This is a genomic window from Rhizobium sp. BK591 (assembly GCF_014195045.1).
In the GTDB taxonomy this organism is placed as follows: Bacteria; Pseudomonadota; Alphaproteobacteria; order Rhizobiales; family Rhizobiaceae; genus Rhizobium; species Rhizobium anhuiense.
The window spans coordinates 511,763-525,771 of sequence record NZ_JACIAZ010000002.1 but is presented as its reverse complement, the minus strand read 5'-3'; the positions used below and the strand labels follow the sequence as shown (position 1 = coordinate 525,771).

The window sequence follows — 14,009 nt, the reverse complement described above, 5'->3', positions numbered from 1 at the left end:
TTTCAGGCGATCTTCTGACGAACCGGCAGTTTCCAGCCGGGCCGGACGAAATGGCAGGTATAGCCGTTCGGAATCCGCTCCAGATAATCCTGATGCTCGGGTTCGGCCTCCCAGAAATCGCTGACCGGCACGACTTCGGTGACGACCTTGCCGGGCCACAGGCCTGAGGCGTCGACATCGGCGATCGTATCCTTGGCGACGCGCTCCTGCTCGGGGGTGACGTAGAAGATCGCCGAGCGGTAGCTCAAGCCAACATCGTTGCCCTGGCGGTTGCGCGTGCTCGGGTCGTGGATCTGGAAGAAGAATTCGAGGATTTCCCGATAGCTGATCCTTGAGGGGTCGAAGATGATCTCGATCGCCTCAGCATGGGTTCCGTGGTTGCGGTAGGTGGCATTCGGCACATCGCCGCCGGTATAGCCGACGCGGGTTGAAATCACGCCCTTGTATCGGCGGATCAGGTCCTGCATGCCCCAGAAGCAACCGCCGGCGAGGACTGCACGTTCTTCGGTCATTGGATATCTCCTTGTTTGCCGAGAGATAGTGTTTCCCGCCGAAGATTTCCATACGGCGGAATTCAGCACAGCTGTGCAATTTCCCTCAGATACGCCCGATCTGTCATGTCGATGTTACGCGCCGGCGCTAGCAAGGCCTTGAACATTCCTGCGGAGGCTGAGCCTCGACACCTGATGGAGACGGGTTATGAATAGACGCGAATTTCTGATCACATCATCAGCTGCAGCCGGTCTGCTGGCTCTTCCGCGTTTCGCATCGGCCGCGGCCGGCACGATCGATCTCTACAGCGGTTCGGATGCCAATATCGTCGACCTCTGGAACAACACCATCCGCCCCGCCTTCGAAAAGGCGCATCCAGGCGTTGCCCTGAAGGTGACCGATGCCGGCGACAATAACGGTTTGCGCGCCATCGCCGACCGTGCGCTCGCCGCACTGAAGACGAAGACCGATCCGCAGGCCGACCTGTTCGAGGTGTTCGATCCGCGCCTGCCGTCCGGCGGCATCGATGCCGGCCTCTGGGTCAAGTTCTCCGCCGAGAATATCGAAGCCTACGACCATATCAATCCGCTTGCCTTCGATACCCCTTACTCGCTTCCCTACCGCGGTTCGCAGGTGCTTCTCGCCTACGACACCACCAAGCTCGATCCGAAGGATGCACCGAAGAGCTGGGAGCAGCTCACCGCATGGATCAAGGCCAATCCCGGCCAGTTCATCTACAACCGTCCGGACAAGGGCGGCTCGGGCGGCAACTTCGTCCGCCGGGCGATCCATGAGGCCAATGGCCGCGATCCGAAGAAGTTCAAGATCGACAATTTCACCGCCGACTTCGCCACGGAAGCGCTGACGCCGGCCTGGAAGATCCTCAACGACCTCGAGCCCGCGCTCTACGACAAGGGCGCCTATACCGCCGGCAACACCCAGTCGATCCAGTTGCTCGCCCAGGGCGTCGTCACCATGGTCCCGGTCTGGTCGGACCAGGTGCTGCAGGCGATCTCCCAGGGCGTGCTGCCGGAGACGACCGGCCTCGTGCAGCTTACTGATCTCGCCCTTTGCGGCGGCTTTTCCGGCATCACGGTGTTCTCGAACGGCGCCAACAAGGATGCGGCGCTGAAGCTGGCCGCCTTCATGCTGACGAAGGAAATGCAGGAAGCGATCATCACTCAGATCGGCGGCTTCCCCGGCATCTCCTGGGACCATATCTCCGACGATCTCCGCAAGAAATATGCCGACGTCATTCCATCGACCATCCCGACCTTCCCGGGCGGCGACTGGGAAAAGGCAATCGCCGACGGCTGGTACCGCAACGTCGCTCCGGGCATCAGCCGAACCTGATGTCCACCGAAACTGCGCCGGCGGTTTCCAGCCGTCACCCGTCCATCACCAGGGGGAGCTCCATCGGGCTCCTCCTCGTCGCCCTACCGGTCTTCCTGCTCGCATGGCTGATCATCTTTCCGATCTTTTCGGCGGTCGTCGGCACCATCTTCGTTCGCGGTCCTGACGGAGCGAAAGAAGTCTCGCTTGCCTCCTATCGCTTCTTCTTCACTGACGGCTACAGCCTCGGCAATCTCTGGCTGACGCTTTGGACGACCGCCGTCTGCGGCATCCTGCTTCTGGCGATCGGCCTTCCGATCGCGCTTTACCTTCGCTTCTCGCAGGGGCGTCTTGCCGCCTATGTGCAGGCTCTTGCGATCTTCCCGATGTTCGTGCCGTCGATCATCCTCGCCTATGCGCTGATCCGGACGATCGGGCCGAACGGCACCGTCGACCTGTTGCTGAATTCAGTCGGCCTGCCCAAGCTGCGCACGCCCTATCTGACGCCGTGGGGACCGGTCATCGGCCTCGTCTGGGACAATCTTCCGCTGACGGTGCTGATGCTGACGGCCGGGCTCTCCTCCATCTCGAACAGCGCCGTCGAGGCCGCCCGCGATGTCGGCGCAAGGCCGTTTCGGGTCTTCATCTCGATCATCCTGCCGCGCATGGGCAATTCGCTGCTGGTGACGGCGTCCTTTGCGGTGCTTGGCATCTTTTCCGCCTTCACCCTACCCTATGTGCTCGGCTCGGCATCGCCGGAGATGATGGGGCCGTTCATGCAGCGCACCTTCGCTGATATGAACGACCCGCTTGATGCCATGACCCAGGCCGTCATCACATTCGCCTTCTGCCTGGTTTTCGGCATTTTCTACATCCGGTCGATCGCCCGCAACCGCGAGGCCCAGCTATGACGACCGGCAGATCGAGCATGGATCTTCGCTTCGACTGGATCGGCTTGCTCTTCGCGTGCCTGCTGACACTGTTCATCGCGCTGCCGTTGATCGTGGTCGGCACATGGGCCTTCACCGAAGTCTGGCGTTATCCCTCGGTCATCCCGCAGCAGTTCGGCCTGCGTTTCTGGGGGCAGACGCTGGCGCGGGGGGATGTCTGGGACGCGCTCTTCCTCAGCCTGCGGCTGACGACGACGGTGACCATTCTCTCCGCCGTCATCTGCCTTCCCGCGGCCTACGCCTTCGCGCGCATGCGTTTTCCCGGCAGGAACATTCTGTTTCTGTCGTTCCTCGCATCGCATGCCTTTCCAAAATTCGGCCTGCTCGTCGCTATTGCCGGCATCTTCCTGCAGTTCGGCCTGATCAGCACCTTCTGGGGCGTCGTGCTGATCCAACTCGTCGGCACGCTGATGCTGATGATCTGGATCCCAGTCGCTGCCTTCCAGAATGTCGACCGGCGCATGGAAGAGGCGGCGCGCGATGCCGGCGCCACACCGCTGCGCGTCTTCTGGTCGATCACCCTGCCGCAGGCGGCACCGACGATATCAGCGGCGCTGCTTTTGACCTTCGTCGGCACCTTCTACGAGACCGAAGGCGCCTGGTTGATCGGCGCGCCGGAGATTCGCACCATGCCGGTGCTGATGATCAGCTTCATCAACAACCAGATCGTCGTGCAATACGGCGCCGTGCTCTCGGTCATGCTGTGGGTGCCGTCCTTCATCGCGCTGATGTTTGCACGCCGCGTGATCGGCACCGGCGCCCTTGCGAGAGGTTTCGGCGCATGAAATACCACGCGTCAGTCCAGGGAAGGGTTTGAGAATGGCACATCTGGCGATCGAGGGCGTTTCGAAACTGTTCGGGACCAGTTTTGCCGTTCGCGACTTCTCGCTCGAAGTCGGCGACGGCGAACTCGTCTGCCTGCTCGGCCCATCCGGCTCCGGCAAGTCGACGCTGCTCAGAATGATCGGCGGCTTCGAGCGCCCAAGCGGCGGGACGATCCGCATCGACGCGAAGGATGTGACGACGCTGCCGCCCGAGCGGCGCCCGACCGGCATGGTGTTCCAGAGCCATGCGCTCTGGACGCACATGGATGTCTTCAACAATATCGCCTTCGGCCTGAAGCTGCGCCGGCTGCCGAAGGCGGAAATCCGCGAGCGTGTCGAGAGCGCATTGGCGCTGGTCGGCCTTGCCGATTACAGCAGGCGGATGACGACGCAATTGTCCGGCGGCCAGCAGCAGCGTGTCGCCCTTGCCCGCTCGCTGGTGCTCGAGCCGAAGATCCTGCTGCTCGACGAGCCCTTCGCCAGCCTTGACCAGCACTTACGCGAAAGGCTGCGGGAGGAGGTGCGCGATATCCAGCAGCGCCTCGGCATCACCACGCTCTTCGTCACCCACGGCCAGGATGAAGCCTTGGCGCTCGCCGACCGCATCGTCGTCATGCGCGATGGGCGCACCGAACAGATTGCGCCGCCGAGCACCATCTACCGGCAGCCCCAGACCGCTTTCGTCGCCGGCTTCATCGGCTCGATGAATTTCGTCCAGGGGCGCACCAGAAATGGGGTCTGCGAACATCCGCTCTTCCCGCTTGCAATCCCCATCGAGGATGGGCCGGTGACGCTGGCCGCCCGCCCGGAAGCGCTGACGATCCGTCCCTCGGATCGGGCGGAGGCCGCGACTGTCCATCGCATCGTCGATTTCGGCACCCACAAGATGGTCGATGTCGATCTTGCCGACGGCACCCGCCTGAAGGCGATGGTGGCGCCGGACGATCGGATCCGGGCCGGGATGAGGGTCGAACCGCGCCTCGCCAGCTTTTTTGTCTTCCGCGACAATGAACTTGCCCATCAGTCGATGCCGGCCGCCGCCAAAGCCGAGATCGAGGCGCTCCAGCGGGTTTAAACCGCTGGAATACGCAGGTTCACGCCTTGCTCTGGAAACCTTCCAGTAGCCAGGGGTGCAGCGCCTTGCTGGCAGCCAGTATATCGCCTCGCCCGTCGATTTCGGTCCCGGAAAACCGGGTGACGATGCCGCCCGCCTCTTCGACCAGCAGCGCTGACGCGCCGAAATCATGGATCGCGAGCCCGTCTTCGAAGAACCCGTCCAGACGGCCGCAGGCGACATAGGCGATCGACAGCGCCGCCGAGCCGAGGCGGCGCACGCCTGCCGTGTTGGCCATCAGGCGTTTGATGGCGTCGAAATAGGTGTCTTCGGCAACCGCCTTGACCTGGCCGGGGATCGGCAGGCCGGCGCCGACAAGCACGTTCTCGATGTCGCCGACATTGGCGCAGCGGATGCGTTCGCCGTTGAGATAGGCGCCGCCGCCGATTTCGGCGCTGAAGAGTTCGTCCTGCATGGCGTCATAGACGACGCCGATGACCAGCCTGCCGTTTTCGACGATCGAGATCGTCATGCCGAAATGCGGAATGCCCCAGGCGTAATTGGTGGTGCCGTCGATCGGGTCGATATAGATGATCGGCGTCTCCGGAGCGGCCGTGCGGTTGCCGACGGCTTCCTCGCCCTGGATGGCATAGTCCGGGAAGGCTATCGTCATCTCGTCGACGATGATCCGCTCGACGGCCACATCGATTTCAGTCTGATAGTCGCGCGGCGCCTTGGCGAGCATTTCCTGGGATGTCCGCCGCCGCAACGAGCCGCGGGCGGTTTCGCCCGCCTTCAATGCCGTTTCGGCAAGCACGACGAGGCGGGACGAGGCAGTCGGGGAAAGACGCGCGGAAATTGAGAGTGATGTCATGGGGAATGTCCGGATGTAACGGAGGGAATCGCGAGAAGCCCATCCCTTCGCAGAGGCTGATGATGGTTTTATGAAGCTGCCCGCCATAGCGGGGCGGTTATCTCAGGATCGCTTCAAGCTCGGAAATGGTCGGAAACGCCTTTCTCGTTCCATGCCTTGAGACGGTGATGGCTGCGGCTGCGGCCGCGTGCTCGATGGCCAGCCTGTCCAGCCGCTGATCGCGCAACGCGCAGGATGCCAGGGCTGCGGCCATGAAGGTATCGCCCGCACCCGTCGTATCCACAACATCGCAGGCGCGGGCCGGCACGTCGATGCTGCCGTTCCGGTTCACGAGCGTCGCGCCGTCTCCGCCCAGCGTCAGGACGATTTCACGCAGACCCCGGCCGAGCAGATATTGGGCAGCATCCTCACTTGTCGTTCCCGTCAAAGCCTGTGCCTCACCCTTGTTGAGGAAGGCGATGTCGATGAGGTGCCAGAGATCGGAGAAATAGGAACGCACCGGCGAGGGATTGAAGGCGGTGACCATGCCGATCGCTCTTGCATGTTCGAGGATGTCGCGGGTCGTCTGGTCGGACAGATTGCCCTGCAGCATCATCAGATCGCCGGGACGGGCCGTCGACAGGATCCGCCTGACATGGGAGAGGGACAGGCTCTGCGCCGATTCCGTCGTCGTGACGATGGCATTTTCACCGCCAGGCAGTCGGAAGATGATCGAGACATCACTCGATGCCCCATCCATTTCGATCAGTTCACTCCGAAGCGGCTCGTCGGCGAGGTAACGGCGGATACTATCGGCCCGCCCATCCCTGCCAATAGGCGCCACCAGCGTTGTCGGAACACCGCAGCGGGCCATGACAACAGCCTGGTTCGTGCCCTTGCCGCCAAGATCGCTGCCACCGGCATTGCCAAGGATGGAGGCACCGATGACGGGAAGTTCGGAAACGGCGATGGTTTCGTCGATGGCGACGTTACCGACTATGTAGGCGCGCATGCATCTGCTTTCGCAAGGTGAAGCTAAAGGTAAGGCGCATCGTGAAAATCGATCTCGAGCTGCATCGCCCGGCCGAAGATCGCGCTGAGCCGCGCTTTTTCATCCTCTTCCAGCGTTTCTCCTGCCATGTCGAGTTCATTCTTCAGCCATTGCGCCTGGGCGGCGAAATTCGGATCGACATGCAGGTCGACCCATTCCTTCAGCAGCGGATCGCCGATCGGGCAATTGGCGGCTTCCTTCGACCAGGTCCAGTACATCCACTCGGCTGCAAACATCGCCGCGACGGTGTCGAGGAAGCCGCCTCGGCGGGCGATCTCCAACATGCCGGCGCGAAAGGCCTCGACCTCGGCGATGCCGGTGTCGAAGGACGAGGGATCGATGCCGCGGCTGGCGAAGGTGCGTTCGAAATAGCTGATCTGCTCGTTGGCAAGCGCATCGAGAACCGCGATCAGCCAGCGCTTCTGCGCCATCGTCCTGGCGGTCGCCGCCGCATAGGCAAAGATCGAGATGGCGCTGTCGACAAAAGCGCCTTCATAGACGAGGTACCGTTCGAAAGCCTCCCTGCTCAACGTGCCGCTTTTGACGTCCTCGACGAAGCGGTGGCTCAGCATCGCGCGGAAGACGGCATCGTTCTCGCGCAGGATGCGGGCCGAAAGGCTCTCTGCCGCCATGCTCAGCCCTCCAGTCCCGGCTCGGCTGCTGCCCGGAAGGCCCGCACGCGTTCGATATCGACAGGGTTCCACCAGACGCCGCCGTGCTTCAGCGAGGAGGCGACGATGACGCCATTGGTGCGGCTCAGAATATCGACGATATTGTCCTTGTTGACGCCGGAGCCGACGAGCAGCGGCAGATGCGTGGCGGCGCCGATCTCCTCGATCTCCCCCATCGTCGCCGAATGGCCGGTTCGCTGGCCGGTGGCGATGACGCCATCGGCATCGAAGAAGGCGAGGTCGCGCGTCAGTTCCTGGATCGAGCGGTCGGCGACGATGGCGTGGCTGCCATGCTTGACGTGGCTGTCGGCGAAGACCTTGATATGCTCGGCCCTGAGCAGCGAGCGGTAGCGCATGGCTTCGGCCGCCCTGCCCTCCATGAAACCTTCATTGGCGACATAGGCATTGGCCCATTGATTGACGCGGATGAATTTGGCCCCGCCGGCCATGGCGATGGCGAAAGCCGAGATCGGCGCGTTGGCAAGCACGTTGATACCAAGCGGGATGCCGGCTGCGCGGGCGATCCGGTCGGTGACGACGGACATGAAACCCGTCGTCTCGGGGCCGATATCTTCGGGCTTCGAGAACGGCACGTCGCCATGATTTTCGATGATCAGCCCATGCAGGCCGCCTTCCATGCAGGCTTCGGCGTCGCGCATGCACGCGTCGTAGATCGCGTCCATTGCCGCACCCCTGTAGCGGGGGGCGCCCGGAAAGGCCGGGCAATGGATCATGCCGATCAGAACCTTGTCCCTGCCGAAGATGTCCCGGATGGCGTTGGACGGCCTGTCTGAAATTTCCTGCATGTCATTCCCTTTCCAATTCCCGCCGCGTTGAGACATCACGCCTGCTTTTCGGTGAGCCAGCCGAGGATGTTTTTCCAGAGCCGGCCATAACCTTCCCATTCGCAGAAAGCAGGCGACAGCCAGTGCGGGCCGATATCCGAGGTCCAGGCCGCCGTCCGGCCGGTGCCATGCGTGCCGAGGACGAGCAGCGGATGGCCGCCCTGATCGTCAGGCAGGCGTGCAACGATCTCGACATCGGCCCGGTCGCGCACTTCGACCTCGTTGACGCCGAGAAGCACCGGCCAGGCGCCTTCGAGACCCCGCATCGTCGGATGCTCAGGCTTCACCACTTCGGCGACGGTTCCCTCGGGGATTTCGACGCGGTCGTCGTAAGGCAGGCAAGTGACGGGCAGCGTGTCTTCGACCGGGGTACGCCGCCAGCGTGCCTTGCCGTCGATGCCCTGGAAGGAGAAATAGCCGCCGACCATCAGCAGGCCGCCGCCCTTCTCCACCCAGGCCTTCAGAAGTTTCAGCCGGTTCGGCACGGTGCGTGAGTGCAGCCACACGTCCGGCGGCAGCAGCAGCGAATTGGCGCCGATATCGGAGAGGATGATGGCGTCATAGGCGTCGAGCCCGGTCATCTCGAAAGGGAATTTCTCCACCGCCTCGTGCGCCGGCATATAGGTGAGCTCGAAGGCGCTGCCGGCGAGTGCCTTGACCAGCGGTTCGGCGCCCAGATGGAAGGTGACGCTGCCGAACTGATCGAAGCCTTTGTAGTGCGTGGCGGAGCTGACCCAGCTCTCGCCGACAAGGAGGATTTTTTTTGTCATGGTCTGCCGTACCTGTGATCGATTGAATTGGTGGAGCTAGGCTCCGGCACAAAAGACGCGGCGCGGATTGCTGCGCATCATCTCGTCGAGAACCGTCCTGTCGATGCCGTGGCGCTGAAGACGGGGAAGGAAGTGGCGAAGGATGTAGGCGTAGCCGTTGCCGCCGTAATGCGTCAGCATCATCTTCAGAAAGACGTCGTGCGACAGCAGAATCCGGTCGAGATAACCAGCCTCGATGAGACGCACGATCGCGCGCGCCGCCTGCTCGTCGCTCGGGCATTGCACCTGCTGGTCGGCATAGAAGAAATCCATGCCGATCATGTCGTATTCGATGAAGGCGCCGCGCTCCGCCAGCTCGCTCTGATAGGCAATGTCGTCATGCGACGGGTTCATGTGGCAAAGCACGGTGTGGCGGAGATTTGCCCCTTCTTCGGCGACCACGTCGAGAACGCGATGGCCGAGACGGAACCAGCCCGGCAGATGCACCATCAGGGGAAGTCCGGTCAGCACCTGCGCCCGCGCCGCGCCGCGCAGCGATTTCTCTTCCTCGGCGGTGAAATCCGAGGAGACGCCGATCTCGCCGATCAGGCCGATCCTGACGCCGGTGCCGTCGACGCCCTCCCGTGCCTCGCGGACAATTTCCGATGCGATGTCATCGACGCCCATTGCCGCGACGCCTTCCGGATGCGAGGAACCGAGGTAATAACCCGCCCCCATCACGATGTTCAGACCGGATGCTTTCGAGATGCGCTGCAGCGCCAGCGGATTGCGGCCGATGCCCTTGCAGGTCGGCTCCACCACCGTGCGGCCGCCGGCTGTTGCGAAATCCTGGAGTTCGGAGATCGCCAGATGTTCGTCGTCGAGCGTGATATTGTGCTTGTTGACGAAGGGATCTTGCCGGAGTTCGCCTAGGATCTCCATGCAGACGAAGCTTTCGGCGAGATATTGACGCTCCGGGGTCTTCGGCGCATGCCACCAGCAGCGGCAGTCGTTGAGGATATGCTCGTGCATCAGTGTCACGCCGAGCGCATCGGCCGAAACGGGGCCGGTGACGGTCATCACCTTGCCGGATCGGATATGCGCTTCGGAGAGGCTCTCAGCTGTCTGCTCGCTCATCGCCTCATCCTTTCCTGCGCATTCCGAAATGGAAATTGGCCGTGAAGATGCGCGTGTTCAGCCAGATGGCGACGAGGATGATGGCACCGGTAACGATCTGGGTGAAGAACGGCGATATGTGCATCAGGATCAGGCCGTTGCCGATGACGGCGATGGTCAGCGTGCCGAGTACGGTGCCGAGGATGGTGCCGCGTCCGCCCATCAGTGACGTTCCGCCGAGCACCACGGCAGCGATCACCTGCAGCTCGAAACCGACAGCGGCATTGGACGATCCGGAACCGAGCCGGGCGGCAATCAGCAGGCCGGCGACCGCGCAGGCGACGCCGGAGATGATATAGACCGAGGCGATGATCCATTTGGCGGGCATGCCGACACGCCGCGCCGCCTCCATGTTGGAACCGACCGCCACGACCTGCCGGCCGTATTTGGTCGCGGTGATGACGACATAGCCGAGAATGGCGATGATGACGGCGATGATGGCCGGGATCGGGAAGCTGAGGATTTCGCCCCGGCCGAGCGCGAAGAAGCCCGGCGCGTCCTTGATCGGGATGGAATAGCCCTGGGTCAGATAGAGCGCCAGGCCGCGCAGGATCGAGAGGCCAGCGAGCGTCACGATGAAGGCTGGAATGCCCTGATAGGCGGTGAACCAGCCCTGGACCAATCCCATGAAGGCGCCGAGCATGAGCATGCCGATGACGACGGATGGCCAGGGTATCCCCATCGCCATGACGATCGCCGCGACCGCATTGACGAGGGCGACCTGCGAGCCGACCGAGAGATCGATGCCGCCGGTGATGATGACGAAGGTCATGGCGATGGCGACGATCAGGATGGGTGCCGCCTGCCGGACGATGTTCAGGATGTTGCCGAGCGTGAAGAAGGTTTCACTGCCGATCGAGAAGAAGATCATGCAGGCCAGGAAGAAGATGGCGATCGACAGGACCTGAGCATGTTCGCCGAAGAAATCGGCGACGCGCGAACCATGGCCGCGTTCCGTATAAGCCGTCATTGCCTGGCTCCTTCACCGACGATCAAATGAACGAGATCCTCAAGGTTGGTGCTGCCGATCTGCCGTTCGGCCACCTTCGTGCCCTCGTACATCACCGCAATGCGGTCGCAGACCCGGAAGAGGTCCTGCAGCCGGTGGGTGATGAGGATCACCGAGACCCCGTTCGCCTTGACGCGGTTGATCAGGGCCAGAACCGCCTCGACCTCGGCGACGGCAAGCGCTGACGTCGGCTCGTCCATGATCAGCACCTTCGGCTTGAAGGAGGCGGCGCGTGCGATGGCGATCGCCTGACGCTGTCCGCCGGAGAGCTGGGCGACCTTGCCGGTCAGTCTCGGGATACGGATCTCAAGCGAATCCAGCATCTTGCGGGCTTCCGACAGCATCGTCCTGGTGTCGAGAAACGGCCCGCGGCTGAGTTCGCGGCCGAGGAAGAGATTGCCGACGACATCGATATGGTCGCAGAGGCTGAGATCCTGGAACACCATTTCGATGTTTCTGCCGCGCGCATCCGCGGGACCGGAGAAGCGAACCTCTTCGCCTTCCATGGTGATGGTGCCGGCATCGGGAATATAGGTTCCCGAGATGATTTTCGTCAGCGTCGACTTGCCGGCGGCGTTATCGCCGACAAGCCCCAGGCATTCGCCGGGGAAGATATCGAGATCGACGCCGCGCAGGGCCTGGTGCGAGCCGAAGGACTTGCGGATGCCGCGCAGCGAGATGCGCGGGTCGGATCGGGGGCCGCCGGATGTTCCGGTTCCGGAGGATGCGACCCCTCCGGAACCGGCGGCAGCGATGTCACGCTGTCCGCTTTCGATCATTTGAAGACGGCCCGATACGGCTCGACATTCTCCTTGGTCACGATGGTGATCGGCACAGAGATCGTCTTGGTGACGGCTTCGCCGGCCGAAGCCTTGACGAGCGCGTCGACGGCGGCACCGCCCATTGCGGCCGGATCCTGCTGGACGACCGCGACGACGAAGCCGGCATCGATGCCGGCAATGGCTTCGGCAGTCAGATCCCAGCCGAATACCTTGATCTTGTCCTGCTTGCCCTGGCTCTGGACGGCGGCGATCGCTCCCATCAGGGCCGGTTCGCCAGTGGCGTAGATCGCGGTCAGGTCAGGATTGGCAGTGATCAGGTTTTCGGCCGCCGCAAGAGCGTTGTCCTGGATGTTCTGGCCGTCGACGACGCCGGCCATTTCGATGCCGTCGACGCCTTTCAGGGTCTTCTCGAAGCCCTCCTGGCGGATGTTCTGAATGAACGAGTTCAGCGCGCCGACGACGCCGAGCTTGGCCTTGCCGCCCATGTTCGCCTTGACGTAGTCGAGGAAGTATTTGCCCATGTCGGCGCCGGCTGCGGCATTGTCCACACCGATCTGCGCCTTCTGCGGACCATCAGGCAGGATCGCGTCGATGGCGACGACCGGAATGCCAGCATCGGCGGCCTGCTTGACCGCCGGCATGATGCCGTTGACGTCGATCGCCACGACGGCAAGGCCGGAGACCTTTTCCTGGACGTAGGTTTCGATGGCGCTGTTCTGCGCTGTTGTCTCGTTATTGGCGTTGAAGATCACCAGTTTGACGCCGGCGGCGTCGGCCGCCTTCTGGGCGCCCTCATTCATCTGATTGAAGAAAAGCGCCTGCTGGTTGATCTGCACCAATGCGATGGTCTTCTTTTCCTGTGCCGCGGCGCTGGACAGGCCGATAAAGGTCAATGCCGTGAAGCCGGCGGCTGCGATCATCGTTCGTCTCGTCAAATTCAATGTCATGTTCTCATCCTCTTTTGGTTTTTTGACGTTGCTGATCGTTATTTCGCAGGCGGCGCAACGGAGTTCCGCACCACGATTTCGACAGGCACCAGTTCCTCCGAAGCGGATGGTTTCCACTCGTGCCAATTGGTTTCCAGAAGCAGCTCCAGCGACCGCCGGCCGATCTGGCGCACCGGCTGGCGGATGGCCGTCAGCGGTGGCGCAAAGAGATGAAGCGGGCCGACATCGTCGAAGCCGATGACCGAGATGTCATCAGGGATCGAGACGCCCTGGCTTCTGAAGACCTCGACCAGCCCGATGGCGATCTCGTCGGAGCTGGCGAAGATCGCCGTCGCTTTTCGGTCTCCGGCGAGATAGTCGACCGCCGCCGCCCGGCCGTATTCGATCGTATATTCGCCGGCATAGCGGTCGGCCCGGGCCTCGCCGCCATGCCGCTCCTTGAGCGCCTTCAGCAGGCCGCCATAACGCCTGCGGGCGCTGATCATGCGCTCGTCGCCGCCAATGAAGAGGACATGGCGATGACCCTGCTCGGCCAGATGCAGGCCAGCGAGATAACCGCCCTGCTCGTTGTCGCAGAACAGCTTCGGCGCCTTCGAATCGGGAATGTCCTCGTCGACGATGATGACCTTGCCGGTGCCGTTGATGAGGGCGGCCAGCGCACCGTCATCCGGATGGTTGGTGATGAAGATCAAGCCGTCGACGTGATTGCGCTCGATCAGCTGCAGATATTCGATTTCGCGCCCCGGCCGATTGAGGGTGGCATGCAGCGAGACGGCGAGTTTCCTTTCATCGGCCGCCTGCTCTACAGCGGCGACAAGGGTCGAGAAGAAGGGATTGGCGATATCGGGCACGACAAGGCCGATCGTGTCGGAGCGGCCCCTGCTTAAGCGGCGCGCATGCGGGTTCGGCCGGTAGTTCAGCGTCTGGATCGCATCCTCGATGCGCTTCTTCGTCTGAAAGGGAAGATCGAGGCTTCCGTTGACGAAACGGGACACCGTGGTGACCGACACGCCGGCGGCGGCCGCAACATCCTTCAAGCTTGGGGTCGTTCCCTTGGCCATTGACTGGACCTATTGTAAAGCGGTTTAGTAAAACGCTTTACAAGACAATATCGAATGTTCGCTGTTGTCAACAGCAATGACTGTGCGGGATCTGTTTTCTTATAAACCGATGGAAGCTCGACCGGCGATCCTCGTTGGCAATCGTCGGGTCGAGCTTGTCGCGCAACCGGGCGCCGGTGGTGCCCGGTTCGATTTTATGACAATTACAGCCGA

15 protein-coding genes are annotated in these 14,009 nt (G+C 62.4%); 4 read left to right on the top strand and 11 right to left on the bottom strand.

Annotated features, from left to right (window positions below; genetic code table 11):
- Nucleotides 1–2: 2 nt before the first annotated feature.
- Complete coding sequence (msrA, locus tag FHX10_RS09535; protein ID WP_018448987.1) at nt 3–512, bottom strand: peptide-methionine (S)-S-oxide reductase MsrA; 510 nt, start codon at nt 510–512, stop codon at nt 3–5.
- Between the two features lie 187 nt (nt 513–699).
- Between msrA and FHX10_RS09530 the strand changes: the two genes are divergently transcribed.
- Genes FHX10_RS09530 through FHX10_RS09515 form a run of 4 tightly spaced genes read left to right on the top strand, consistent with a single transcriptional unit; the run spans nt 700 to nt 4,673 of the window.
- Nucleotides 700–1,845: an extracellular solute-binding protein gene (locus tag FHX10_RS09530; RefSeq protein WP_183902959.1), complete on the top strand. Its 1,146-nt coding sequence runs from the start codon at nt 700–702 to the stop codon at nt 1,843–1,845.
- The gene (locus tag FHX10_RS09525) at nt 1,845–2,735 is read left to right on the top strand and encodes an ABC transporter permease (protein WP_183902960.1); all 891 of its coding nucleotides are present in this window, start codon (nt 1,845–1,847) and stop codon (nt 2,733–2,735) included. The genes FHX10_RS09530 and FHX10_RS09525 overlap by 1 nt, the downstream gene beginning before the upstream one ends.
- Nucleotides 2,732–3,559: an ABC transporter permease gene (locus FHX10_RS09520; RefSeq protein WP_132573481.1), complete on the top strand. Its 828-nt coding sequence runs from the start codon at nt 2,732–2,734 to the stop codon at nt 3,557–3,559. Before FHX10_RS09525 ends, FHX10_RS09520 begins: the two co-directional genes overlap by 4 nt.
- Nucleotides 3,560–3,593: 34 nt before the next feature.
- Nucleotides 3,594–4,673, top strand: coding sequence for an ABC transporter ATP-binding protein (locus FHX10_RS09515; RefSeq protein ID WP_063476125.1), 1,080 nt, complete (start codon nt 3,594–3,596; stop codon nt 4,671–4,673).
- Nucleotides 4,674–4,692: 19 nt separating this feature from the next.
- Here the strand turns inward: FHX10_RS09515 and FHX10_RS09510 are convergent, their stop codons facing one another.
- The 10 genes from FHX10_RS09510 to FHX10_RS09465 all read right to left on the bottom strand — a co-directional run bounded on the left by FHX10_RS09510 (nt 4,693) and on the right by FHX10_RS09465 (nt 13,796).
- Nucleotides 4,693–5,526 (bottom strand): inositol monophosphatase family protein, encoded by an 834-nt coding sequence (locus FHX10_RS09510; RefSeq protein ID WP_132573483.1) that lies wholly within the window; start codon nt 5,524–5,526, stop codon nt 4,693–4,695.
- 97 nt (nt 5,527–5,623) lie between these two features.
- Nucleotides 5,624–6,517, bottom strand: a complete 894-nt coding sequence (locus FHX10_RS09505) for a ribokinase (protein ID WP_132573484.1) — start codon at nt 6,515–6,517, stop codon at nt 5,624–5,626.
- Between the two features lie 23 nt (nt 6,518–6,540).
- Nucleotides 6,541–7,188, bottom strand: coding sequence for a TenA family protein (locus tag FHX10_RS09500; RefSeq protein WP_047613150.1), 648 nt, complete (start codon nt 7,186–7,188; stop codon nt 6,541–6,543).
- Nucleotides 7,189–7,190: 2 nt separating this feature from the next.
- Nucleotides 7,191–8,033, bottom strand: a complete 843-nt coding sequence (locus tag FHX10_RS09495) for a BtpA/SgcQ family protein (RefSeq protein WP_132573486.1) — start codon at nt 8,031–8,033, stop codon at nt 7,191–7,193.
- A 35-nt stretch (nt 8,034–8,068) separates the two neighbouring features.
- Nucleotides 8,069–8,842, bottom strand: coding sequence for a glutamine amidotransferase (locus FHX10_RS09490; RefSeq protein ID WP_127430081.1), 774 nt, complete (start codon nt 8,840–8,842; stop codon nt 8,069–8,071).
- Nucleotides 8,843–8,878: 36 nt separating this feature from the next.
- Nucleotides 8,879–9,958, bottom strand: coding sequence for a phosphotriesterase (locus FHX10_RS09485; protein WP_132573488.1), 1,080 nt, complete (start codon nt 9,956–9,958; stop codon nt 8,879–8,881).
- A gap of 4 nt (nt 9,959–9,962) precedes the next feature.
- Nucleotides 9,963–10,967: an ABC transporter permease gene (locus FHX10_RS09480; protein WP_132573490.1), complete on the bottom strand. Its 1,005-nt coding sequence runs from the start codon at nt 10,965–10,967 to the stop codon at nt 9,963–9,965.
- The gene (locus FHX10_RS09475) at nt 10,964–11,785 is read right to left on the bottom strand and encodes an ATP-binding cassette domain-containing protein (protein ID WP_047613142.1); all 822 of its coding nucleotides are present in this window, start codon (nt 11,783–11,785) and stop codon (nt 10,964–10,966) included. The genes FHX10_RS09480 and FHX10_RS09475 overlap by 4 nt, the downstream gene beginning before the upstream one ends.
- Nucleotides 11,782–12,735 (bottom strand): substrate-binding domain-containing protein, encoded by a 954-nt coding sequence (locus FHX10_RS09470; RefSeq protein WP_097544007.1) that lies wholly within the window; start codon nt 12,733–12,735, stop codon nt 11,782–11,784. Before FHX10_RS09470 ends, FHX10_RS09475 begins: the two co-directional genes overlap by 4 nt.
- A 38-nt stretch (nt 12,736–12,773) precedes the next feature.
- Nucleotides 12,774–13,796: a LacI family DNA-binding transcriptional regulator gene (locus FHX10_RS09465; RefSeq protein ID WP_127430079.1), complete on the bottom strand. Its 1,023-nt coding sequence runs from the start codon at nt 13,794–13,796 to the stop codon at nt 12,774–12,776.
- Nucleotides 13,797–14,009 lie beyond the last annotated feature (213 nt).